A 25,030-nucleotide genomic window follows, 5' to 3' on the forward strand; every position below is an offset into this window, starting at 1 on the left:
CTTTCCTCTCTCCTAAAAGTCATTTTTTCATATTTTCTGTAAGGTCTTATCATTTTTTTACCATTCCAATGAATATAAGTTTACCATATATAAATGTCACTGCCTAATCCAGATATATTATTACGATATATAGGAATAAACTATAGCAAAGCAGCAGCATGAAGAAACTCTCTTCCTCATGCTGCTGCTTTGTGGTAAGTGGTGAACCCCACCTTTATTCATTTTCTTTTTTCATGAGATCATTCTCTCATGGAGTGGAACTTCGATATAAAATCATGCCAATGGGCGCTGGTCGTGGCAAAAGAAACGTCCCTACTATCTAAAAAACCACAAAACCTGCGTCTTCAAGTTTTGTGGTTTAAAAAATCGGAGTGACAAGATTTGAACTTGCGACCTCTACGTCCCGAACGTAGCGCTCTACCAAGCTGAGCCACACTCCGATGTGTTTCGGATATTCTTTTCAGAATATCCTTTTCCCTTATTCAATTAAGGAGCTACGGATAGAGGACTCGAACCTCTACTAACAGAGTCAGAGTCTGCTGTGCTGCCATTACACCAATCCGCATTATCTGGTGTTTGTTAGCCGCTCTCATCAGCGAACAATGTTATTATACCAGAACTTCCATGAAATGCAACCCCTTTTTTTATTTTTTTTAAAGAAAGTTTTCTTGTGTTTTTTCTTTCTTTTTTCAGACATTTCACATCTGCTTTTTTCTGTACCAGTTCAGCATTCCAAGGGCCAGAATCAGGCAAACTGTTTCTGCCAAAAGCGGTGACCACCAGATTCCTTCTCCGCCGAACACAGCCGTCAGAATCACCAGACTTCCCACCAACGCAACCAGGCTCCTCGTCAATGATATTGCCGCTGCAAATCCTGCCTTTTCGATCGATGTAAAATACCCGCCAATCACTACATTATATCCCGCCAGCAGAAAGGACAGGATAAAAACGCGAAACACTCGCACAGTATACGCTATGAGCTGCGGATTGTCGTTTTCCAGGAATACTTTTACAATTCCTTCTGCTCCCAGATAGCAGCCTGCCGTTGATACACCCGAAAATACCATAGCCGCCACAATCCCGTATTTCAGAAGCTTCTGATACTTTTTCCGCTCCCCTTTACCATAATAATAGCTGATCAGCGGCTGTGTTCCCTGAGCGATTCCGGTCATTGACATCACCACAATCGTATTCACGTAGGAAATGATCGTATAACTTACCAAGGCTTCTTCTCCGATAAATGCCAGTATGGCCTGGTTAAAGAAGAAGATGATCATTCCACCCGAAAACTCCGTAATGCCGGACGCGAACCCATTCTGTATCTGACGCCATATAACCGCAAAGCTGAACCGGAATCCGGCAAAGCGGATCGTTCCTTTGGGCCCGAGGAAATGCTTTAGATACAGTACAATGACAGCAGCCTGAGAAAGGCCTGTTGCCCAAGCTGCTCCCCGTACGCCCTGGTTCCATCGTATTACCATAAGATAATCCAGAATGCAGTTTAGAACTGCACCGCTGGTAACATAAATCGTAGCCAGCTTCGGATACCCATCTGTCTTGATCAGAGTTTCAAAAGAATACGAAAGCATGTACGCAATCGCAAATGGCGCGATTGTACCAATATATTCCTTCGCATAGGGAAGAATCGTATCCGTTGCCCCCAGGAATCTTGCAAATGGTTCCAGAAAAATCAGAACCAGCGCTGTTACAATTACCGCCAGCACACAGAGAACCACTATGTTCTGGGTAAACACCTGATTCGCCCTCTCTTTTTCCCCCTTTCCCAAAGATATTGCAACGATTGTAGAATTTCCTACAGCAAATAACAACGAAATTGAAAATAATCCTACCGAAAATGGCATGGATATATTGACTGCCGTAAGCGCCACTTCCGAAACTCCTCGTGCAACAAAGATTCCGTCCACCATCGTATATAAAGAGAATACACACTGTGCGATAATCGACGGAATGATAAATTTCAAAAAATCTGTCTTTAGCGACTTGCCTTCCAATTGCATAAAACAAAAACCTCTACTTTCATACGCTTCCTTTTCAGATTAAACCTTGGTATAATACTAAGGTCAACCCGTTTTTGCAAAATGTTTTAATTTTTTTCTGTTCTCAATAAAAGGAGTCACTTATGAAACAATACTATACGATCGGTGAAATTTCAAAGATTTATCAGATTGGTACAGATTCTCTGCGTTATTATGAAAAACTTGGAATTTTATCTCCCAGAAGAGGGGCAAATGGATACCGGATCTACGGTCTTGATGATCTTTGGAAACTGAACGTCATACGCGATCTGCGCCGTTTAGACTTTCCGATGGAAAAGATCCGGAATTATATGCAGAACCGGAGTATAGAGTCCACCCGAACGCTCCTGGAGGAAGAATTAGGGCTCATAGAAGAACATATGAAGGCTCTGGAAAAACTGAAAGAAAATGTTTCCGAACGGTTATCCACCTTGGAAAAAGCTACCCGCCAGCCACTTGACACCGTAATACTTAAACATTTTCCCAAGCGTAAATGCCATATTCTCAACCACCTTTACCATACGGACGAAGAAATGGATATGCTCATCAAGCAACTGATGAATAAGGATAAAAATCACCTGTACATTATTGGCAATAATCGAATCGGCTCATTTCTTCCTCTTGAAGATGCAACCCAAAATCGTTTCGGAAACTATGCCGGGGTATTCATTATTGATCCGAACGGAACGGATGAACTGGACGAAGGGGACTATCTCTCCGTCTGTTATCAGGGCAATTCTCACCAACACAAGTCTTATTTTCCTATGATACAAGAATATGCTGATAAACACCATCTGATTTTATCCGGTGATCTTCTTGAGTTTTTATGGATTGACATTCACCAGTCCGCGAATTACGGGGAACACATTACGGAATTACAGATAAAAGCAGAAGCCTCCAAAAATACAGAGCGTGCCTGCAGCAAATTGTAACCAAATGTCAAAAGCGCAAATTACTCTCTACCTTCACGTATCTGTGAATCAAAAAGTAATTTGCGCTCATATATTTTAACAATTCGAAGTTCAGCCCTGAAGTATCATTTTACATTGCAGTATATTTCTTTCGGACTGTATATCCAATGGCACCAAGCCCTGCCGCACAGAAATTATTGATTACTACAGCGTATGTCTCAACCGGGTCAAATGCTCTTCCGTTCACACTCTTAATCGTAACACGATTAATTCACATCCTTTGAGACGTTCCACAGTATCGCATCTGTGATCAGATCGCCAAGATTTGTCTCACTGTCTCTGTTTCCCTGTGGCGCCCGTTCTCCATTCAGATCGGTTTCCGTTCTGGCAAATACTTCTCAGTAACCCTCGTCTTTTTTGTCTGTCCTTTTCGATAATTGGATCTCCTTTCCTTTTTGCACCTTGCATGCACAGTAAAACATATGCCGCATCTTGCACATTAACAGAGTAAATATATCAAGTGACAGATAAAAACACATAAATTCTATGTAATATTATTGTAAAATGTGGCCAGGGGTACGTCCCCTGGCCACTCTTACTAAATACTCTGAATTCTCTTAATTGCTTCCAGTGTGTTTTCATAGCTTCCGAATGCGGTCAGACGGAAATATCCTTCTCCGCTCGGTCCGAATCCGGATCCCGGTGTGCCTACCACATTCGCTTTCTCAAGCAGGTAATCGAAGAACTCCCATGAAGTCATATTGTCCGGTGTCTTCAGCCAGATGTACGGGGAATTCACTGCTCCGGATACAGTGTATCCTGCATTTTTCAGTCCTTCAAAAATCGTCTTTGCATTCTTCTGATAGTATGCAATCTGCTCTTTCAGCTGTGCCTTGCCCGCTTCTGAATAAACAGCCTCGCCGGCTTTCTGTACGATATATGGAGCGCCATTGTACTTGGTCCCATGTCTTCTTGCCCAGAGAGAGTGCAGCATCACATCACCGCATTTCAGATCTTTCGGAATAACGGTTGCACCCAGACGGACTCCGGTGAATCCTGCATTCTTCGAGAAGCTGCGGAGTTCGATCGCGCAGGTTCTTGCACCTTCGCATTCATAAATGCTGTGTGGTACATTTTCTTCTGTAATATATGCTTCATAAGCTGCGTCGTAAATGATCACAGCTCCGACTTTATTTGCATAATCAACCCATTTCTGCAGTTCGTCTTTGGTGATCGTTGCTCCGGTCGGATTATTCGGGAAACACAGGTAAATGATATCCGGTGTCTTTTCCGGAAGTTCCGGTGCAAATCCGGTCTCAGCCGTACACGGCATATAGATCACATCACTCCAGGTTCCGGTAGCTGCGTCGTATGTACCGGTACGTCCTGCCATGACATTGGTGTCTACATAAACCGGGTAAACCGGGTCACATACTGCAATCTTACAATCCGGTCCAAAAATCTCCTGAATGTTTCCGGAATCGCATTTTGCTCCATCGGAAATGAAGATCTCATCCGATGCGATATCACATCCGCGTGCCTGGAAATCATTCTTTGCAATCGCACTTCTCAGAAATTCATACCCAAGATCCGGCGCATAGCCGTGGAATGTCTCGGCGTGTGCCATCTCATCCACCGCACTGTGGAGCGCTTCAATGATCGCCGGTGCAAGCGGCTGGGTAACATCACCGATTCCCAGACGGATGATGGATGCGTCCGGATTTGCAGCCTGAAACGCGGCTACTTTCTTAGCAATATTGGAAAACAGATAGCTTCCCGGTAATTTCAGATAATTTTCATTTACTTTGTACATTGATATCTTCTCCTTTTATAAAATTCCGTCAAACACCCGCTCTGCAGGTCCTGTCATATACACATGATTGACCTTGCGGTCCCATCTGACGGCTAATTCTCCTCCTAATAATTTAACTGTAACTTTCTCATCTGTCAAGTCATTCAATACGGATGCAACACAGGCGGCACAGGCTCCCGTACCACAGGCAAGCGTCTCTCCCGAACCCCTTTCCCAGATTCTCATGGCAATCGTTTTTCGATCAATCACCTGACAAAACTCTGCATTGATCCGATCCGGAAACCTAGGATGGAACTCAAACGCCGGTCCCAGCTCCTCCACCGGGAAATCCTTCACATGATCCACATAGACAACTGCGTGTGGATTCCCCATGGAAATCCCCGTAATCCGGTATTCCTCTCCCTTCACCGTGATCGGTTCATTCAGTACAAGATCTCGCTCGCACAAAATCGGGATGCAATGGGTATTCAGTCTGGGGGTTCCCATATCCACGCAGACTGCCTCCACCTCACCTTCCTCAATCTGAAGCGCCAGATTACGTATCCCGCAGGCGGTTTCTATCGTCAAAGCCGTCTTTGCCGTCATTTTGCACTCATACACGTATTTCGCGAGACAGCGGATCCCGTTTCCACACATTTTTGCAGCGGAACCGTCCGCATTGTAAATCTCCATTTTAAAATCAGCCTTCACGGAAGGTTTCACCAGTATCAATCCGTCCGATCCAATTCCAAAATGTCTGTCACTGATTCTTTTTGCTAATTCTGATGGTTCTGTTATCTTTTCTCTGAAGCAATTCACAAATACATAGTCGTTTCCAAGTCCATGCATCTTCGTAAAATTCATAGATCGCTTCGCTCCTGCCAACTCCTATTCTGCCATAATACTAAGTACCATCTGAGCGGTCTCCACCATATTCGTTCCGCTGTCCATACTGCATTTCTGCAGATAGCGGTGTGCTTCTTCCTCTGTCATATGATTTCGCTCCATCAGAAGCTCTTTTGCCTGCTTCACTAATGCCTGCTGCTTCGGGTTTCTGTTCTTCAGGTCGGCCTTGCGTTTCTTTCTGCGCCGCTCCATCGTGCGCATCAGCATTTCCATCGTATTTACAAGATCAAATACTTTGATGGGCGTCCCAAGGCCGATCACACCCGGAATCCGGCCATCATGCCATTTATCCGGTGACGCAACCAGCAGCATCTCAAATGTCTCCGGCAGATATTCTCTTAATTCAGTATATAGCATATCCGATAATTTATACCCACAAACTATAATCCCGTCATCGAGATCATCTGCATATTGGATCGCCTGCGCACCGGTCGTACAGACCGCCATCACACTAAATCCGTTTCGTACCAGTATATTTCGAATATTCGTCGCATTTTCCTTCTTGGGAAATACAACAACAATACTACTCACTATACCAGCCTCCTCACTCTTTTCGCCTATACAAATGCTACTTGGTAAGGAGCTCTAATATTTCTGCAGATACTCATTCATTTCCCATTCTGAAACTTGGCTGCGGTATCTGTCATACTCTGCTTTTTTGGCTTTGATGAATTTCTGGGAAAGTTCCTCTCCAAGTACCTTCTGGATAAAAGCATCTTTCTCAAATTCTTCTACCGCTTCCATAAGGCTGCCCGGGAGACATTCAATGCCAAGCGCCTTTTTCTCCTCTTCATTCAATTCAAAAATATTCTGACTGATTTCTTTTGGAGGAAGAATTTTTTCACGGATTCCCTCCATTCCTGCTGCCAGACAAACCGCAAGTGCAAGATATGGATTTGCAGATGCATCCGGGCTTCGCAGCTCGATTCGTTTACCGCTCCTTCTGGATTCCGGAATCCGGATCAGCGGTGTTCTATTATTTGCCGACCACGCAATATAAGTAGGTGCTTCATATCCGGGTACAAGACGTTTGTAAGAATTTACCAGAGGATTCGTGATAAATGTAATCGCCTTGATATGCTTCATGAGTCCGCCGATGAAATAATAAGCTTCCTGGCTCAGACCATGTTCATCATTTTCATCCGAGAAAATATTCTCTCCATCTCTGGAAAGTGACATATTCAGGTGCATTCCGGAACCATTGATTCCGTATTTCGGTTTTGGCATAAAGGTCGCATGTAATCCGTGACGTTTGGCAATTGTTTTCACAACCATCCGGAACGTAACCATATTATCCGCAGTTTCAAGCGCTTCCTCGTATTTCAGATCGATCTCATGCTGCGCCGGTGCCATTTCATGATGGGATGCCTCAATCTCTATTCCCATATCCTCCAGTGTGAGCACCATATCCCTTCTCGCATTTTCTCCCAGATCGAGTGGCCCAAGATCAAAATATCCCGCCTTCTCATGCGTTGTTGTCGTCGGTGTTCCATCATCATCCTGATGGAAAAGGAAAAATTCAAATTCAGGTCCGACTACAAACTGATATCCCATTTCTTCGGTTTCCCGAATTACATTTTCCAGGACCTGGCGTGGGTCGCTCTCGTACGCTGTTCCGTCCGGACGGTAGATATCACAGATAAATCTTGCCACTTTTCCCTGCTGCGGCCGCCATGGGAAAATGGTAAATGTATTCAGGTCCGGCCGAAGATACATGTCTGATTCTTCGATCCGCGAAAATCCTTCAATTGAAGATCCGTCAAACATGCATTCATTATTCAATGCTCTTTCAAGCTGTCCTGTAGTGATCGCCACATTTTTCAATGTACCGTAAATGTCAGTAAACTGCAGACGGATAAATCCGACATCTTCTTCTTCCACCAGACGCAGAATATCTTTTCTTGTATAATTTCTCATAATTATGTATTCCTCCATACTGAAAAACAGACTGCATTTTGATAATACTAAACTCTCTGATATTGAAAAAAGGGCGCTCTTTCCCTATCAGAAAACGCCCTTGTTTATTCTATTATATTAAACCACGCTTTCGATTGTCAACGTGGCATTGTGACGAAGTTTTGGAATTATTTTTCAAATTCCTCTACACATACACCATTCCTTATTCCCCTTTCCGTTTTCCTGATCGGTATCTAACCGTATTATACCAGTTTCGCACTATATATTGCAATTTCATTTTACAAGCCATTCTTCATAAAGTATACTAAATACAGTATATGGACATTTATTCTGAATAGAAAGAAGGATTTGATTATGAACTACATTGACCTCCACTGTGATACACTCTATCGTCTCTACACGCAGGAAGACACGCTTCCGTATGAAACCCCGTGGGAAAACCGCGGACACATTGATCTTTCCAGACTACATAAGACCGGCGCTCTGGCTCAGTTCTTTGCCTGCTTTATCAACCGGAAGCAGACTCCGATAAGTGAAAGCCATTACACAGATGCATTACAGATGATCCGTCTTCTAAAAAGTAGCGCCGACAGACACGCTGAGGTATCCTGCGCCTTTTCTTTTGATGATTATCTGCGCAACAAATCCGCCGGAAAGCTTTCCTGTTTTCTCACAGTAGAAGAAGGCGGTATTCTGGAAAATGATATGAGCCGCCTGTACGCTCTATACGAGGAAGGAATCCGCCTGATCACGCTGACCTGGAACTATGAAAATGAACTGGGATTTCCCCACAACATGTCCTCCCAGAGTGGAACCGGTCTGAAACCTTTCGGTCTGGAGGTGATTGGAGAAATGGAACGGCTCGGTATGCTGATCGATGTATCGCATCTTTCCGATGCCGGTTTTGAAGATGTATATCAAAATACCCGAAAGCCGTTCGTTGCCAGCCACTCCTGCTGCCGCGCTCTCTGCGGACATTCCCGGAATCTGACCGACCGGATGATCCGAATGATCGGAGAACGTCAGGGACTGGTGGGTGTGAATTTCTATGGTACATTTCTGCAGGATAGCGGGATCTGCAACGCCGAAGTGATTGCTGAGCATCTGCGCCACATTGTAAATGTAGGAGGCATTGATATTGCTGCTCTTGGAAGTGATTTCGACGGAATGAGCTGTGAAATGGAACTTGCCGGATGTCAGGATATGCCGCTTCTTCTTCCGGCTCTCGAGAAGGCGGGCTTTACTTCCGGTGAAATCGATGCAATCTGTTATAAGAATGCAGAGCGGGTATTGAAAAATATATAGCATAGGATGTATTTTTTATTATTTTTACTCAATTAGGGGCGATTGTAATGTCGCCCCCTAATCTTCTCGTTAAATTTCATTTGCAGCCGCATATCCCGCACGAACTGCTTCTGCAATGCTGGCCGTTCTATCTCCGGAGCAATCTCCTGCGTAATAAACAGGTACAGTAACGCCTTCCATATCCAACTCATTTTTCTTGGACCCTACTGCCATAATAATCGTATCACAATCTATGGAAATTTCTTTTTCTTCCTTTGTATCCGTAGCAAGAATCGTCTTTCCTTCGTTGACGATACGGTTGACTTTTGTATTGACATACTGTTTTACATCATGCTGTGCAAAATCTTTCATGATAATCGGAAGAATGGTGGATGATTCTCCATTTGCAATCTGACCCAGCATTTCAATCACCGATACCTGACAGCCTTTCTCCAGTACATATTCTGCAGTCTCCGTTCCGACAAGACCGCCGCCGATGATAGCACAGTGGCCTTTGACTTCTGCTTTTCCACTCAAAACATCCCACGAAGATACGACGTTTTCACTGTCTGCTCCCGGCACCGGAAGGATGAAATCATGTGCACCGACTGCCACGATCACAGCATCTGCACCATTCATAATCTCTTTGCTGCATTCTGTATTCAGATGGATCGTTACCCCAAGTTCCGGCAAAATTCTCTCAAAATATTCAACGGAACGAAGGATCTCGCTCTTTCTCGGCGGTACCGCTGCAAGATGGATCTGGCCTCCGATATGATCCGCTTTCTCATAAACGTCTACCTGATGTCCGCGAACTGCTGCCACACGTGCCGCTTCCAGTCCGGCAATACCTGCTCCGACAATCACAACATGCTTCTTCTCTTCTGCAGGATTAATGAAAATGGTTGCCTCGTCTCCATTTTCCGCATTAAGTACACAGGAAATATAACGGCGATTCTGGATTGCATCTACGCATCCCTTATTACAGTTCAGGCATTCACGGATCGGTTCATCCTTCTCAATCTTAATCGCAATATCCGGATCACAGAGCAGGGATCTTCCGTAGCTGATCATATCTGCTTCGCCATTTGCAAGAATCTCCTCTCCATTTTTCACATTCACCACTCGTCCTACCGTTGCAACCGGAATCGATACCACTTCTTTTACCTTCTTTGCAATCGGAAGAGTCCAGTTATATGGAACGGTTCCCATAGAAGGAATGGTATCGCCCATATTTCCGGTATGATTTGCCTGAGCGACCTGAATCATATCCACTCCTGCTGCTTCCAGTCTCTTTGCAAATTCAATACCTTCCGCCTCATAAAGTCCGCCTTTTCCACGGTCACTTCCATCCGCGTTGATTGTGATGAACGGGAGCTTATATTCCACCATCAGAGACGGTGCCGCTTCTTTGATTGCCGCAACCACTTCCAATGCATAGCGGATACGGTTCTCAAATGCTCCTCCATATTCATCGGTTCTGTGATTCAGAACGGTTGAGCACAAGGAACCCAGCAGGCGGTCTCCGTGAACCTCGATCGCATCCACTCCGGCCTCAGCCGCTCTTCTTGCGGATGCTGCAATGGATTTCTTGATCTCTTCCAACTGTTCTACAGTCGCTTCCGAAACAAAATGCTGCATGTCATGATGCAGTTTCGCATAGGCATCATCGCGAAGCTGTCCCGCTTCTTTCATCTTAACTCCAAAAGTCTCCATGTCCCCCTGTGCTTTGGCAGCCTCAGCCACCTTCATTGCCATCATGGATCCCTGGATCATCTTTCCTACACCCGGCACATCGTATTCCGGATGGAATAGCTGCAATGCAAGCTTACAATCATATACGTGCATTGCATCTGCCAGTTTTCTGAATGCCGGAATCTGACGGTCATCAAACAGCTTCGGCGTCGGCGATGCAGTATTGACCGGAGCTACATCTCCGATCACGACATAAGAAGCTCCCCCTTTTGCCAGTCTTTCATAAAAATGAAAACTCCGCTCCCCGATCGATCCGTCCCGCTCTTCATATCCGGTAGTAAGCGGCGGGAACATGATACGGTTCTTTAATGTCAGATTTCCTACTTTTAATGGCTGCAGTAATAATGACTCTTTACTCATTTTCTACCTCTTTTCTAGACTTGTATTTCAGAGAATCTTTGTTTATATTTTAACATGTTCATCTGTGTTACGCTATCACTATTAGAAAATATAATAACAGAGTAGAATACCATTGTTCGGAATCCCAGTAGAAGAAAAGCTCCCTTTCCTCATCAGAAAGAGAGCTCGATTCGCGTACTTTTGAAAATTAAGCAAGTGCGGCTGTCAAGATGGCCATTACGTAAACTTCGTCTGCGTTACATCCGCGGGACAGGTCATTGATCGGGGCATTCAGTCCGAGAAGGATCGGTCCGTATGCATCAAATCCGCCGAGGCGCTGCGCAATCTTGTATCCGATATTTCCTGCATTGATATCCGGGAAAATAAATACGTTTGCATGTCCTGCCACTTTGCTGTCCGGGCATTTTGTCTGGGCTACACGTGGTGAAACAGCAGCGTCGAACTGTAATTCTCCGTCGATTGCAAGATCCGGGAACTGTTCTTTTGCTTTTGCGGTAGCATTGCGCATCTTGTCTACATCTTCTCCCTTTCCGGATCCGAGTGTAGAGTAGCTTAAGAATGCAACCTTCGGATCGATGCCGAATAATTTACTGCATGCAGCGGTCTCTCCGGCGATCTCAACCAGATCATCTTCGGTCGGTTTCAGGTTGATCGCGCAGTCTCCCATTGCAAGTATCTCATTCTCTCCGTCTGCTGTCGGACGCGCAAGAATGAAGCATGAAGAAACGATCTTGTTGCCCGGTTTTGTCTTGATAACCTGAAGAGCCGGACGAACGGTATCAGCTGTAGAGTAGGTTGCTCCTCCAAGAAGAGAATCAGCAAGTCCCATCTTAACCAGCATGGTTCCGAAATAGTTTGCATGGCTTAATACTTCTTTTGCCTGCTCCGGTGTCACACCTTTTTTCTTACGAAGTTCGCAGAACAGCTCTACCATCTCATCGAATTTATCAAAGTTATCCGGATCAACAATCTCTGCTCCTGTAATATCAAATCCAAATTTTTCAGCAGCAGCTTTTACTTCTTCTACTTTTCCAACCAGAACAGGTGTGAGGAAACCGTCTTTCAGTAAACGAGAAGCTGCTTCCAGAATTCTTTCATCTGTTCCTTCTGTAAATACGATCTTTTTCGGATCTGCTTTCAATTTTGCCATCATAGGCTCGAAAATATTCTTTGCCATTATTTCTTCCTCCTTGAGAAAACATTTACAATACTTTTTCTTATACTGTATCACTTTTTGGGGGGAATGGGAATGGGAAAATGGGATTGTATCGAAAATTATCCACAACCAGGTGTCTCACAAGACCCTCTTTCGCTCGGGGGAAAACGCAGCGGTACTAAATGCCAGGGCGCCGCTTATGCGGCTGCTGCCATTAAGTGCCGGCGTTTTCCACGGTCTTGTGAGACACCTGGTTGTTCCTGTATGGTTGTCTGACGGGACGGGTGACTGGCTGGTGCGGTCACCTGATTCCCCATATTATGATTCCCAGGATCGCAGAACATAGAATGATCCACATTGGAGAAATCTTTTTCTTCAACAGATATTTAAAGATAAAAAGAACAGCTCCGAGAATGACCGTGACGATGACAGAACGTATGTCTGCCGTCACATTTTCCTCCAACCGGATGCAGTTTCCCAGGATCATGGTTACTCCTGTTGCGAGGATGATTCCGATGACGCAGGGCTTCAGGCCTCCGATGACGGCTTGTACACAGCCATGATTCCATACTCTCTTTAAGGCAGCTACAAACAGCAGAATAATCACAAATGCAGGGAGAACGACTGCAAATGTTGCCAAAACTGCTCCCGATATACCAGCCTGGCTGAGGCCGATATAGGTCGCAAGATTCACCATGATCGGACCAGGCGTGCTTTCGCTAACGGCAATCATATAGGTCAGCGTTTCTTCACTGAGCCAGCCATGCGTCAGAACAACGTCACGTATCAGAGAAATCGCACCATATGCACCTCCGAAAGAAAAACATCCCACTTTCAAGAATGCCAGGAAAAGCTCAAGATAAATCATTTTTCTCTTTTCTCCTTTCCATGGCGTATCACATTGATCTGATAAAGCGCAAGACTGAAAATTGCCGCAATAATCATCAGGCTGATCGAAGAAAAGTTCCAGGAGAATATCTGGATCAGAAACATGGCCGCAAACGACACGAGCATGATTCCCTGCGTGATCCTGTCTTTATTCATCTTGCGTATCATCATGACTGCCGCATCCAGAATGATGATTCCGACTGCAGCCTTGATTCCTTTGAATGCATTTGCGATAATTTTGATTTCCAAAAACTGGTTCAGAAACATGGATATCAGATAAATGATGAAAAATGAAGGGAAAACGACTCCGACTGTTGCGGCAAGGGCTCCTGATAGTCCCGCCTGCTGATATCCCACAAAGGTTGCACAGTTTATTGCAATCGGTCCGGGTGTTGATTCTGCTATGATTGTCACATACATCATTTCATCGTGCGTAATCCAATGCTTCTTTTCTACACACTGTTCCTCGATCAGTGCAAGCATCGCAAGACCGCCGCCAAAAGTGAATAAGCCTATTTTAAAAAAGGACAAAAACAGGTCCGGAATAATGCTTCCCGGAATCTTCTTATCATTGCATTCATTCAGACTGTTCATTCTTTACCTCATTTCTAATGTCTCTTTTCTGTGATATCGTTTTCTCTGTTATTTTACCAATCAACTTCCGAATTAGCAATACCTGCTATACTATTTTTACGTTTCTGTAAATCATTTTACACAATTATTACCGTTTTAATACAAACTGCTGTTTTCGCACCAATATACTTTTCGGTCCAGTTCCATCCTCCCGCTGACTTGATCTTTTATTTCCAGGGCCGCTTCTTTCCGTGCCAGCCCCGTTCTTCCCAATATCCGTAATCCGGTTCCATCGGCGCAAAATGCTTATGAGCCATGCGCATCAAATAGAACCACATTTTTGCGCGCCTGTTGCATCCCTGTTTTCCTGCATTTTCCCGAATCTGCCCAGCCATCTTATCCGTTTTCCTATGGATACTCTTCTTAATCCCGTCCGGAATTTCATCCGGTCTCGCTGCCTGAACACCGATTCCCAGACGGTACACTTTTGAAATACCCCACATTTCAAGACTGTCCGCCATATCCTTCACCGTACTTTTCATTCCGCCTCCGGCAGCCGTGCTGATCGCAACTGCCTGCTTTCTGCTCATTTCCGGCCTTGGTCTGTGAATCATCCACCAGGTTCCGAAATGATCCAGGAAACTCATCATCTGACCGGAAGCATGGTATACATAAACCGGACTTGCCAGGATAATGAGATCCGCGCTGAGAACTGCCTTTTCTAACGGCTCCAGTTCTTTCTAATGCGGACATTTCGATAATTCTGTCTGAAAACAGGTAAAACACCCCGTGCAGTGCTTATTGAAATTTCGCGGCAAAAAGAACTCATCAATCTCGCCGCCGACCTTGTCTGCCAATTCTCTCGCCACCATGTATGTACTTCCTTTATGACTTTACCCGTGTAATATTACAATTTTCATAATAAAATAACGCTTCCCTTCGCACTCTATCTATCTTCTATGTTCTCTATAGAAATCTTTCAAATCAGCTTTCACTTCGTCGGGCAGCATTGTTTTCTTGACTCCCCGAATCGCTCCTTCCAATGCCATCAGCCGGTTTATACAAGCGGATTCATCGATTTCCTGTATTTTCAACCATGCCGCTTTCGCACCAATTTCATGCAATTCTGCAGCCGTCGTAATTCCAACTTGTATCAATTGTTCTTCTACTACTTTTCCAATATTCGGAAGAGTTGATAATTCTCCCATGACTCCTACCTCTCTATTTTACTCATAATGTTCAATTATATTTTACTTAATTTCTTTTGATGCTGATAGGTAAATAATGAAGATGGATGTGTCAATTTTATAGTCATTAGATTGCAGCAATCAAAAAACAGCCAATCTGCCGGCAAGTTTGCAGACTGGCTGTTCATTTAGACATTACTATACTTTATTATGTTTTTTTGCCGCTCTTCTTTTACTTACATTTCTGATCTTTTTGTTCTTGTTCGGAACTGAAACCGGCTTCACAGGTTCTTTTTTTTCTTCTAACGGCGCAGTCACTGTTTCCGAAGATTCTTCTGCCGCGTCACCTATTACACTTTCTTCCGCGATCGGCTCTTCCTCTATAACGTCTTCCGCCACAACTGCTTCCGCTATAGCTTCTTCCGCCACATCTTCTTCCATCTCATCTTTATCCTTCGCAGTCATCGCCCAGATAAAGTCATGTGCCGGGATCCTGATATCTTTGAGTTCTACTTTTTCTCCGGTAATCAGGTTCGCATATTCTCCTTCTTCATACATCCAGGCAGTTCTTTCCTGGTCGCTGAAGTTGTAGAAGCTGTAGAATTTCTCACCGTCTTTTTCACGCATGATACCAAGAATCGCGGTATCATGAACGTCGTAAGTATATACGTTGGCGGAAGCATCGAAAATTGCTTCGTTCTTACGAATCTGTTCCAGTTTCGACAATGCCCGGAAGATTTTTCCCTGGACAGTATCCGGATTCTGGCAGTTTTCTGTAAGATCCCACCGGAACGCGCCGCGGTGAATATAGCGGCTGTCTACGCATTTATCCGGATCTTTCTTATAAGTATAATCATTGACCTGTCCGATTTCATCTCCGCTGTACAGCATTGGGATACCGGACTGGGAGAGCATATAGGCATGAAGCATCAGGTCCATGCGGATAGCTTCTTCCATTTTCTGAGCATTCTGTTCAAATCCGGCGCTTTCTACTCCGCACATGGAAGCTGTTGTTCCGCAGAATCTTGCATCCTGTGTGACAGGATCATCGTTGTAGAGTTCTCCGCGGCTCGGACTTCCCTCGAATTTACCTGTGAAATAATCATTCAGGAACCGTTTGTGTTCCACTTCTTTCATTCCCCATGATCTCAGAGTGCCAAAATCAAGTCCCCATCCTATATCATCATGGCAACGGAGATAATTCAGGAATGTATATTCCCTCGGAAGGCTGTTTACGATATCAAGCTGCTTCTTCAACAAGCGTGTATCCTTGGTTGCGACACTGTTCCATGTGGTCGCCATAGTTGTTACGTTGTAAAGCATATGGCATTCCGGCTTTTCTACCGTACCAAAGTACGGAACTACCTTCTCCGGTTCCATAACTACTTCTCCGAGAAGTGCCACACTCGGGCAGACGATCTCACCGATTATGCGCATCATACGGACGATGGTATGTACCTGCGGCAGATTTCTGCACTGGGTTCCGAGCTGTTTCCAGATATAAGGAACCGCATCGATTCGGATAATGTCCATTCCCTGATTTGCGAAGAACAGGAAATTATACATCATTTCGTTAAACACCCGCGGATTCTGGTAATTCAGATCCCACTGATACGGATAAAATGTCGTCATTACAAAATGTCCTGCTTCCGGCACCCAAGTGAAATTGCCTGGTGCAGTTGTCGGAAACACCTGCGGTACCGTTTTTTCAAATTCTCTCGGAATATCATAATTGTTATAGAAGAAATAACGGCTCATATATTCTCCGTCGCCGTTCTTTGCCTTTACTGCCCATTCATGATCTTCGGAAGTGTGATTCATTACAAAGTCCATGCAGAGATTCATCTCTCTCTTATGACAATCCTCCGCCAGATCCGCCAGATCCGCCATGGTTCCAAGCTCGGGCTTCACCTTGCGGAAATCGGCAACCGCATATCCTCCGTCAGATTTTCCTTTCGGAGAATCCAGGAACGGCATCAGATGAATACAGTTTACATTACATGATTCCAGATAGGAAAGCTTCTCCTGCACACCTTTCAGATTGCCTGCAAAATTATCGATATACATCATCATTCCCAGCATATCATTTTTCTTAAACCATCCCGGATTCTCTTCCCTGATCAAGTCTCTCTCTTTCAGAGAATCACGCCGATTAGAATAATATTCATACATCTGAGAACATAATTCTGCAAACATATCCCCATTATGATACAACTCCATATAGAGCCATTTTAATTCATCGTGGTGTTTATCCATCCTTTTCTGAAACACTGCATCTGCATTAGCCATAAAATTAACGTCCTTTCTCTATCAGTTTCTCACCAGATAAATCTGCATCGCCTGGTACTCACTCATACTTGCAAGAATCGGAATGCCTGCATCCATCAATGCCGCTCCGCTGTAAATCTTTCCCGACTCCTGATCCTGATAAACTGCATTCTCATCCAGCCCCTGAAGTCTGACATAAGAAGCAGTCATATTTCCATGCATCTCAAGCATCACGATATTGAGCAACACTTCACTTCGATCTTCCGAAACGAACTCCCATGCCCCCGTCTCATCTTCAAACGGATTCGTCAGTCGGTAGTAGGTTCCGTTCTGGATCAGATCTGCATATTTATGATAATCCCGAATCTGCCTGCGGATTTCTTCTTTTTCTTCGTTGCCAAGTTTGCCCAGATCAAGCTCATATCCAAAGGTCCCCGCCATTGCCACGACCCCTCTTGTATACATCGGCATCGTTCTTCCGGTCTGATGGTTCGGAACTGCCGATACATGAGAGCCCACTGCTGAAACCGGAAACCCAAATGAAGTCCCGTACTGAATCCGGATCCGATCCGCGGCATCGGTGTTATCGCTGCACCAGATCTGCGGTGTGTAATATAACATCCCCGCGTCAAATCTGCCGCCTCCTCCGCTGCAGCCTTCAATCAGCATATCCGGATACCGGTTCACAAGCCTTTCCAGGAAATCATAAAGTCCCAATATATAATCATAGAGGACTCTTCCCTGCTCACCTGCCGCTGCCGAGTAGACCTCGGCAATACTGCGGTTGTAATCCCATTTCAGATATTCTATATTCCCCTGATCAAGTACTTCACAGATTTTATCATAAATATAATCTACCACGTCCCCGCGTGAGAAATCAAGTACAAGCTGATTTCTGCTTCGAACAGGCTTTCTGCCCGGTATCGCAAATGCCCAGTCCGGATGCTCACGGTACAGATCACTGTCTTCACTTATCATCTCCGGCTCCACCCAGATCCCGAATTTCAAGCCCTCTGCATTGACTCTCTGAATCAGTTCACTTAATGACATTCCAAGCTTCTTCTCATTGACATACCAGTCCCCCAGGCCGCTATTGTCATCATCTCGTTTACCAAACCATCCGTCATCCATGACCAGCATTTCGATTCCGGCCTCCCCCGCATGTTTGGCAAGCTGGCAAAGAGATTTGCCTGTAATATCAAAATAAGACGCTTCCCAACTGTTTAAGAGTACCGGCCGCACTTGATTCTTATATTTTCCTCTGCAAATATGTTTCCGAATACATGCGTGCTGATTCTGTGAAAGACGGTTCAATCCTTGATCTGTATAAGTAAGGATTACTTCCGGTGCAAAGAAACTCTCACCAGAATCGAGCGGATATCGGAAAGCTTCATCCTGAAGCCCCATCAGCATTCTCGTCTGATTATACTGATCTTTCTCAACTTCTGCCTTAAATTCACCACTGTAAACAAAGTTCATTGCATAACAGCTTCCGCTTGTCTCGTTTGTCTCATGTCCTGCAAGAATGACCACCGGACTGTACTGATGACTGGATGCGCCTCTGCGGCTTCCGATCACGGTATTCGTATGCAACACTTCGCTTCTCTGGAAATTGCGTTCCATCGCATGGCGTCCATAAAAACTGATTACATCATATCTTCCTCCAACAAAGTCAAGGCAGGCAGACTGCACTTTTTCCAGATAAAGCTTGCTATTTCCTGCATTTTTCACCTTCACACTTCTAGTAATGATATCCTCTTCCGGAAGGACACCGTATAATAAAGTCACTTCCAGTCCGTTTACAGAATCTGCAAGACAAATTTTTAAAGTTTCTGCTTCTTCCTCTGAAGCGTAGACTGCCGGAAGGCCCGGAATACTGTATTTTCCGTCGCTTATCTCATATCCCTGGAATCTGAGGTCACATCCCGTAGTTCCATTACTGTCACAGACAATAAATGCCGTGCTCCGATAATCGCCATTTCCTCTACAGGGATACTCCTGCGGGAGCGCATCCATCGAATAGGTACGATCCTCGCCTGCTTCATACGGATTTCCCGAAAAGCCCCGATCTGCGCAGGTAATGAGATAATCCATACACCCTTTTGCTTTTCTTCCATAATAGAGATGAAGAAGGTATCCGTATGCATCTACCTGCATCTGGTATGTCGTTTCTTTTGTGTTTATTGTAAATGTTCTTGTCTTCTCATCAAAAATAATGCTCATGCTGTCTCTCCATTTGTATTTGCCATATTTTTGTTGTTACAGCGCAAGGGCCAAAATTAATTTTGACCCTTACCTTTGTATTTTACATATTTATTTCTTATTTTACAGCCCCATTTACCACACCATTTAATATTTGTTTCTGACAGATCAGATAGAAAATCAGAATTGGCAGAAGTGCCAGCAAGTAGGACGCAAATGCCAGATTAAAATTGGTTCCGAACTGCGTCTGGAATGTCATCTGTGCCAGTGGGAGGGTTGTCATACCGGAACCTGACATAATGACAAGCGGAGTCATAACATCGTTCCATGTTCCGAGTGCTGTCAGGACCGCAACGGTTGCATGCATTGGCTTCATGATCGGGAAAATGATTTTCCAATAAGTCTGCCATGTTGTCGCACCGTCCACATAAGCTGCTTCTTCCAGTGCCATCGGTATATTTACCAGATAGCCGGAGTAAAGAAGGACATTCATCGGCATGTAGAATACCACATAAAGGATGATGACACCAACCCAGTTCGCAAGCCCGAGATGCGCAGTCTGTTTTACCAGCGGCATCATTAGGATTGCGAAGGGTACGAACATGCCACTGACGATGTAGAGATACACAAAATTATAAAATTTGCTGTGTCCTTTATTTCTTCCGATCGCGTATCCGATGAGGGAGTGGACCACAATGGAGATCACAACCGTCAATACGGTGATCAGGATACTGTTAAATAAAGAGTGCCAGAAATCGGTCACCCGCATAGCTTCCGCAAAGTTGGAAAGGCTCCAGCTCTTCGGAAGAGAAAGGATTCCGCTAATGCTGTTCGTCATCTCTGACGGCTGCTTGAATGCGATCACGATCGTCATATACAGCGGAAAAATAACAGTAATAAGTCCCAGGATCAGTAAAATCGTAACCGGCCAGTTTACTTTTGGATTTACTTTCGTTTTCATTATAACTGCTCCTCCTTCTTACCTAATACTCCAAGCTGGAATACGGAAATTCCAACGATTACAATAAAGAAGATTACCGCGTTGGCACTCTGGAATCCAAACTGTCCACCGCCCATACCATTCTGGTAAATGAGGTAGGAGATGGATTCTGTACTCTGTGCAGGGCCGCCTTTCGTTAATGCCATGATCTGATCGAATACCATCAGGAAGTTCTTCACGCAAAGCACCATGTTGATGGTGAAGAACGGAAGGATCAGCGGGAAGGTCAGATTCTTGAACTTCTTCCAGCCTGTCGCTCCGTCGATTGAACCGGCCTCGTATACATCCTCCGGCACTGTCTGCAGACCGGAAATATAAATGATCGTGTTCATCGCAATGGACTGCCATGCGCAGACGATCACAACTGCTATCCAGGCCAGCTTCTCATTGGAAAGCATACTGGAACCAAGTGTTCCGCTTCCGATCATCTTGCCGAATGCCGGAAGAATATATGTAAAGAAATAGTTGAAAATGTAACCCACAACCAGTGCGCCTAAAATATTCGGTACAAAGTATGCTCCGCGAAGCGCACTCTTGAATTTGATTTTACTGTTCAGCCCCAATGCAAGTACAAGACTGATTACATTTACCACGATCGTTGCACAGATTGCAAGTTTGAAGGTGAACAGATAGGAGTTGCCTACCCGCGAATCCTGGAACAGGTCAATGTAGTTTCGAAGTCCTACCCAGTCATAGCTGCCGTAACCTTTGAAATTTGTAAAACTGTAAATAATGCCCTGAATCAGAGGCAGTGTATTAAAACAGAAGAATAATAACACAATCGGGATTGTAATCATAAGAAACGTGCGTTTCCGTCCTGTCATTCCTTTTTTATCCATGTTCCGGTTCCCCTTTCTCTAGTCTTCATCCGGATGTTCTGCTTCATAAGCTTCTACTTTCCGGATAATATCCCTGTTATAACGTACCCAGTCCTTATCGAATTTCGCAAGGAAAGCATCGACATCCTGCTTCATAAGGAAGGTCTGGATCTGTGCATCCACCGACATTTCGGCCGGATAGTAATGATCCTGATAATCGGCCATTCTTCCGTCATCGATATAAGATTTCATGCCATCCAACATAGGCGGCAGTTCGAAATCGCCTTCTTTACACGGTACTGCATTCTGGTTGTCAAGGTACTCCTGGATACTCTCATCTTCCAGGAGAAAACGAAGTACTTCATATGCTGCTTCCTTATTCTCGCAGTCTGCCATCACACAGAACTGAAGGTCAATACCGGAGTTCAGCACATTGTCCTCTTCCCTGTCATTGACCGGGAATACAAAAGAATCGATATCCATATCCGGATTTACAGATTTGATCTGTGGAACTGCATAGCTTCCGATCGTATACATCGCAGATTCTCCATTTGCGAAAGCAGTACATGCTCCGTTGTAATCGTAGGCAAACGGATCGTCCGGTCCATATGGCAGAAGCTCCAGCATTTTTTCAGCCACTTCACGGTACTCATCGGTAAATGTCGTCTCACCTTTGTTTACCTGACGGCATACATCCGGCTCGCAAAGTCCTACTGCCATTGCATTCCATGGTGCCAGTGTGGTCCAGGTGTCCTTAAATCCGAAATACAGCGGCAAGATACCTTCCGACTGAATCTCATCGCAGAGTGCGATAAATTCATCCCATGTTTCCGGGATCTTCCATCCGTATTCTTCGAACATCCCTCTGTTGTATAGGATTCCGGCAGCATTTGCTACATACGGCACTGCGTAGATACCTTCTTCCGGAACATACTCAAGCGCCTTATCAATATCTTTGTACGCCTGTTTGATGTCATTCAGGCCTTCAAAATCGGAGATATCCATCAGCATGTCTGAATCAACAAAAGATGAAAAGTTGACATCTCCTCCGATTCCGATGATATCCGGATTATCTTCTCTGATGAATCTGGTCTTTAAAATTGTCATTGCGTCACTTGGAGATTCAATGGTAAGATGAATGTCATCATGCGTCTCATTGAATTTCTGTTCAATTGCCTCAAACGCGTCGACAGCTTCTGGTTTGTACTGCACCAGATTGATTTCAATCTTGCCGTCTCCCTCCTTGTTTCCACAGGCTGTCAACATCATCGCCGCAACCATTGTAACACTCAAAAGTACGCTTACTAATGCTTTTCCTTTTCTTCGCATCTCTCATTTTGCTCCTTTCTCATAACTTCCGTGCTCCGGTGTTTGTTTGTAAGTTCATTATAACATTTCAAAATGCTATCATAAATAGCTGTATTTTTGGGATTTTATGCCAAAATAATGCCTTTATGTGATATAATTAAATTCATCTAGCATTTTGGTATAAAGTGCGGAGAAATCCGTGCATCATATAATTAAGGGGGATTATCCTATGAGTGATTTACTTTTTTCTGTCTTTCCAAATGAAAATTTTGTTGATCTCGGACTCTATCAGTACGGCTGGGAACAGTGTACTCCATCCCATTCTTTTGGTCCTGCCGCAAGAAATCATTTTCTCTTTCACTACGTCATTTCCGGAACAGGACTTCTTTTGGCAGACGATTCAAAAGGGGTGACTCAGACTTATCCAATTAAAAGCGGACAGGGTTTCATGTTGTTTCCCGGCCAGATTTCCACTTATGTTGCTGACAAAGAACTCCCCTGGGAATATACCTGGCTGGAATTTGACGGGCTCAAAGTTCATGAAATGGTAGAAATTGCCGGGCTTACCCGTGACGCTCCAATCTATCATGCCAAGTCCAAAGAACTGCGGCAGAATATGATGGGGGAAATGCTGTATATTGCGCAGAACTCAGACAAATCTCCGTTTCATCTGATTGGACATCTGTATTTGTTTCTGGACTATTTTACCCGTTCTACTGCCACGATGAGACTGAAGCAGGATGGACGCCTGCGGGATTTTTATGTAAAAGAGGCACTCTCTTTTATTGAACAGAATTTCCAGAATGATATCTCTGTAGAAGATATCGCAGGATTCTGCGGTCTGAACCGGAGTTATTTCGGTAAAATTTTCCGTGACACGATCGGGAAATCGCCTCAGGAATTTCTGATGAGTTACCGGATGCAGAAGGCAACCGAGCTTTTGAAGCTGACGCAGCTTAATATCAATGATATCGGAAATGTGGTCGGGTATCCGAATCAGCTGCATTTTTCACGCGCATTTAAAAATATTTACGGAATCTCGCCAAGACAGTGGCGGAATGAAAACCGGATCGGTCCTCCGGGAAGTGGAACCATAGAGACCTAATATGATACAATGGTCCCGAAAAGAAGAGACGCAGCACCTAAAAGCTACGTCTCTTCTTTAAGTTGTACAATCAATTGTCTAAGAACCTGTTCGCATCGCTCAATATCCGCGATTGTTTTCTGGTGAGATTTAAAGCTTCGCCCGTAATCACTTTTATTCTGCTTTCAGAGCAACTACTTCGATTTCTACAAGTGCAGCCTTCGGAAGAGCAGCCACCTGAAATGCGGATCTTGCAGGATAGTTTCCTTCATTGAAAAATTCTGCATATACGCCGTTCATTTTTGCAAAATCGGCAATATCATTCAAATATACCGTTGTCTTTACAACGTCGTCCATGGTGCATCCTGCAGACTCGAGAATTGCTTTTACATTTTCCAGAGACTGTCTGGTCTGCCCTTCGATATCCGTTGCTACAATATCTCCTTTTTCCGGGCAGATTGGAAGCTGGCCGGAAAGAAAAAGAAGGTTTCCTGTGTTGATCCCCTGAGAATATGGTCCGATTGCAAGCGGTGCCTTGTTTGTGTTTAAAATAGTTTTCATTGCTTAATTCCTCCTGTTTATGCGCCTTTCATTCGGCTAATTTATTATTATAAGAATAATTTATCACTATATTTATTTAATGTCAACTTTTTCTTATTTTCACAATAGTTTTTTTCAGCATTGAAAAATAATGATTTGCATGCGATAATACTTTTAAGATATTTTATATCAAAGCGAGGGAATTTTATTTATGACATCAAGTATTTTAGAACCATACAAGATACTGGTTGAATTTCTCGGTCAGGCCCTTGGATCAGATTATGAAGTAGTTCTTCAGGACCTTTCCAGTGAAAGCAAATCGATCATTGCAATTGCTAACGGACACATCAGCGGGCGCTCCGTAGGCAGTCCACTTACCAATGCCGCACTTCAAATGCTCTCTTCCAGGCTCTATGAATCCAGAGATTATCTGGCTAATTATAAAGGCATTGCCGAAAACGGACATATTCTACGCTCTTCTACCATGTTCATTAAAGATGAATCTGGTATTCCGATTGGAATGTTATGCATTAATTTTGATGACAGCCGGTATAACGACCTTCACGAAAAGCTTCTTTCCGTGATTCATCCGGCCTCCTTCCGTGGAAATACACCTGTTTTCCAGAAAACCTTATCCGTATCTCAGACAGAGGCACCGGAAGAATCCGTTCAGATCACGGAAAGCTTCCCGATGGACATCAATTCTTTGATGCAGAAAATATTCGAAGATTGTACAGCTGCGCTTACAACGCCTGTAGACCGATTGAATCAGCTCGAAAGGAAAGAAATTGTCAGCAAATTAAATGAACAAGGCCTTTTCAAACTCAAAGGAGCGATTTCCTTTGTCGCGAAAAAGTTCTCCTGTTCAACAGCAACCGTTTACCGGTATCTCAGTGAGATTACGGCGCAATAATAGAATTAAATAGTAACAGTTCAGCCATGAGCAAGAGCCTTAGTTGCTTCAGCAGTCGGGTCGAGCTTCATGGCCGAACTGGTACCTCCTAACACTGCCTATGTTACATATTACGCAGCATCACAATCAATA

At 44.3% G+C, this 25,030-nt stretch carries 21 protein-coding genes and 2 tRNA genes; 4 read left to right on the forward strand and 19 right to left on the reverse strand.

The annotated features are described in order from the left end of the window. Nucleotides 1-366 precede the first annotated feature (366 nt). From ACTNA4_RS04020 to ACTNA4_RS04030, 3 genes are all read right to left on the reverse strand, one after another. Nucleotides 367-440 (reverse strand) — tRNA-Pro (locus tag ACTNA4_RS04020). 54 nt (nt 441-494) lie between these two features. Beyond that, nucleotides 495-565, reverse strand: a tRNA-Gln gene (locus ACTNA4_RS04025). 133 nt (nt 566-698) lie between these two features. Beyond that, nucleotides 699-2,018: an MATE family efflux transporter gene (locus ACTNA4_RS04030; protein WP_427818917.1), complete on the reverse strand. Its 1,320-nt coding sequence runs from the start codon at nt 2,016-2,018 to the stop codon at nt 699-701. A 122-nt stretch (nt 2,019-2,140) separates the two neighbouring features. Here ACTNA4_RS04030 and ACTNA4_RS04035 point away from each other — a divergent pair, with 122 nt between their 5' ends. Continuing rightward, complete coding sequence (locus ACTNA4_RS04035; RefSeq protein WP_427818916.1) at nt 2,141-2,968, forward strand: MerR family transcriptional regulator; 828 nt, start codon at nt 2,141-2,143, stop codon at nt 2,966-2,968. A 577-nt stretch (nt 2,969-3,545) separates the two neighbouring features. Here the strand turns inward: ACTNA4_RS04035 and ACTNA4_RS04040 are convergent. The 4 genes from ACTNA4_RS04040 to glnA are packed head-to-tail and all read right to left on the reverse strand — an operon-like array spanning nt 3,546 to nt 7,562. Further along, complete coding sequence (locus ACTNA4_RS04040) at nt 3,546-4,760, reverse strand: LL-diaminopimelate aminotransferase (RefSeq protein WP_441016566.1); 1,215 nt, start codon at nt 4,758-4,760, stop codon at nt 3,546-3,548. Nucleotides 4,761-4,775: 15 nt separating this feature from the next. Then, nucleotides 4,776-5,603, reverse strand: coding sequence for a diaminopimelate epimerase (gene dapF, locus ACTNA4_RS04045; RefSeq protein ID WP_427806321.1), 828 nt, complete (start codon nt 5,601-5,603; stop codon nt 4,776-4,778). 24 nt (nt 5,604-5,627) lie between these two features. Next, on the reverse strand, nt 5,628-6,176 hold the full coding sequence (locus ACTNA4_RS04050) for an ANTAR domain-containing response regulator (protein WP_427806320.1): 549 nt from the start codon (nt 6,174-6,176) through the stop codon (nt 5,628-5,630). A gap of 54 nt (nt 6,177-6,230) precedes the next feature. Continuing rightward, nucleotides 6,231-7,562, reverse strand: a complete 1,332-nt coding sequence (gene glnA, locus ACTNA4_RS04055; protein ID WP_427818913.1) for a type I glutamate--ammonia ligase — start codon at nt 7,560-7,562, stop codon at nt 6,231-6,233. A gap of 354 nt (nt 7,563-7,916) precedes the next feature. Here glnA and ACTNA4_RS04060 point away from each other — a divergent pair, with 354 nt between their 5' ends. Continuing rightward, nucleotides 7,917-8,867, forward strand: coding sequence for a dipeptidase (locus tag ACTNA4_RS04060; protein ID WP_441028653.1), 951 nt, complete (start codon nt 7,917-7,919; stop codon nt 8,865-8,867). Between the two features lie 69 nt (nt 8,868-8,936). Here ACTNA4_RS04060 and bilR read toward each other — a convergent pair whose 3' ends face one another. From bilR to ACTNA4_RS04115, 11 genes are all read right to left on the reverse strand, one after another. Then, nucleotides 8,937-10,961, reverse strand: a complete 2,025-nt coding sequence (bilR, locus tag ACTNA4_RS04065; RefSeq protein WP_441028655.1) for a bilirubin reductase, long form — start codon at nt 10,959-10,961, stop codon at nt 8,937-8,939. 187 nt (nt 10,962-11,148) lie between these two features. Further along, the gene (gene pta, locus ACTNA4_RS04070; RefSeq protein ID WP_441016578.1) at nt 11,149-12,138 is read right to left on the reverse strand and encodes a phosphate acetyltransferase; all 990 of its coding nucleotides are present in this window, start codon (nt 12,136-12,138) and stop codon (nt 11,149-11,151) included. Nucleotides 12,139-12,418: 280 nt separating this feature from the next. Beyond that, nucleotides 12,419-12,985, reverse strand: a complete 567-nt coding sequence (locus ACTNA4_RS04075) for a chromate transporter (protein ID WP_427818910.1) — start codon at nt 12,983-12,985, stop codon at nt 12,419-12,421. Further along, complete coding sequence (locus ACTNA4_RS04080; protein ID WP_427806313.1) at nt 12,982-13,599, reverse strand: chromate transporter; 618 nt, start codon at nt 13,597-13,599, stop codon at nt 12,982-12,984. Before ACTNA4_RS04080 ends, ACTNA4_RS04075 begins: the two co-directional genes overlap by 4 nt. Nucleotides 13,600-13,805: 206 nt before the next feature. Next, complete coding sequence (locus ACTNA4_RS04085) at nt 13,806-14,312, reverse strand: flavodoxin family protein (RefSeq protein WP_441028783.1); 507 nt, start codon at nt 14,310-14,312, stop codon at nt 13,806-13,808. 216 nt (nt 14,313-14,528) lie between these two features. After that, nucleotides 14,529-14,786, reverse strand: coding sequence for a TfoX/Sxy family protein (locus tag ACTNA4_RS04090; RefSeq protein ID WP_427806311.1), 258 nt, complete (start codon nt 14,784-14,786; stop codon nt 14,529-14,531). Nucleotides 14,787-14,963: 177 nt separating this feature from the next. Continuing rightward, nucleotides 14,964-17,054, reverse strand: coding sequence for an alpha-amylase family protein (locus tag ACTNA4_RS04095; RefSeq protein ID WP_427806310.1), 2,091 nt, complete (start codon nt 17,052-17,054; stop codon nt 14,964-14,966). A 21-nt stretch (nt 17,055-17,075) separates the two neighbouring features. Next, on the reverse strand, nt 17,076-19,256 hold the full coding sequence (locus tag ACTNA4_RS04100) for an alpha-galactosidase (protein WP_427806309.1): 2,181 nt from the start codon (nt 19,254-19,256) through the stop codon (nt 17,076-17,078). A gap of 97 nt (nt 19,257-19,353) precedes the next feature. Further along, a complete protein-coding gene (locus ACTNA4_RS04105; protein ID WP_441016590.1) occupies nt 19,354-20,196 on the reverse strand; it encodes a carbohydrate ABC transporter permease in 843 nt (280 codons plus the stop codon). Continuing rightward, nucleotides 20,196-21,074, reverse strand: coding sequence for a carbohydrate ABC transporter permease (locus tag ACTNA4_RS04110; protein WP_441016593.1), 879 nt, complete (start codon nt 21,072-21,074; stop codon nt 20,196-20,198). Before ACTNA4_RS04110 ends, ACTNA4_RS04105 begins: the two co-directional genes overlap by 1 nt. An 18-nt stretch (nt 21,075-21,092) precedes the next feature. After that, nucleotides 21,093-22,382: an ABC transporter substrate-binding protein gene (locus ACTNA4_RS04115; RefSeq protein ID WP_320813177.1), complete on the reverse strand. Its 1,290-nt coding sequence runs from the start codon at nt 22,380-22,382 to the stop codon at nt 21,093-21,095. A 208-nt stretch (nt 22,383-22,590) separates the two neighbouring features. On the opposite strand from ACTNA4_RS04115, the gene ACTNA4_RS04120 reads away from it, so the two are divergent. Then, nucleotides 22,591-23,466, forward strand: a complete 876-nt coding sequence (locus tag ACTNA4_RS04120) for an AraC family transcriptional regulator (RefSeq protein ID WP_441028658.1) — start codon at nt 22,591-22,593, stop codon at nt 23,464-23,466. A gap of 153 nt (nt 23,467-23,619) precedes the next feature. Here the strand turns inward: ACTNA4_RS04120 and ACTNA4_RS04125 are convergent, their stop codons facing one another. Continuing rightward, complete coding sequence (locus ACTNA4_RS04125; RefSeq protein WP_441016599.1) at nt 23,620-24,006, reverse strand: RidA family protein; 387 nt, start codon at nt 24,004-24,006, stop codon at nt 23,620-23,622. A gap of 190 nt (nt 24,007-24,196) precedes the next feature. Between ACTNA4_RS04125 and ACTNA4_RS04130 the strand changes: the two genes are divergently transcribed. Next, on the forward strand, nt 24,197-24,898 hold the full coding sequence (locus tag ACTNA4_RS04130) for a helix-turn-helix transcriptional regulator (RefSeq protein WP_427818898.1): 702 nt from the start codon (nt 24,197-24,199) through the stop codon (nt 24,896-24,898). The last annotated feature ends 132 nt before the right edge of the window (nt 24,899-25,030 follow it).

This window comes from Bariatricus sp. HCP28S3_A7 (assembly GCF_052066375.1).
In the GTDB taxonomy this organism is placed as follows: domain Bacteria; phylum Bacillota; class Clostridia; order Lachnospirales; family Lachnospiraceae; genus Allocoprococcus.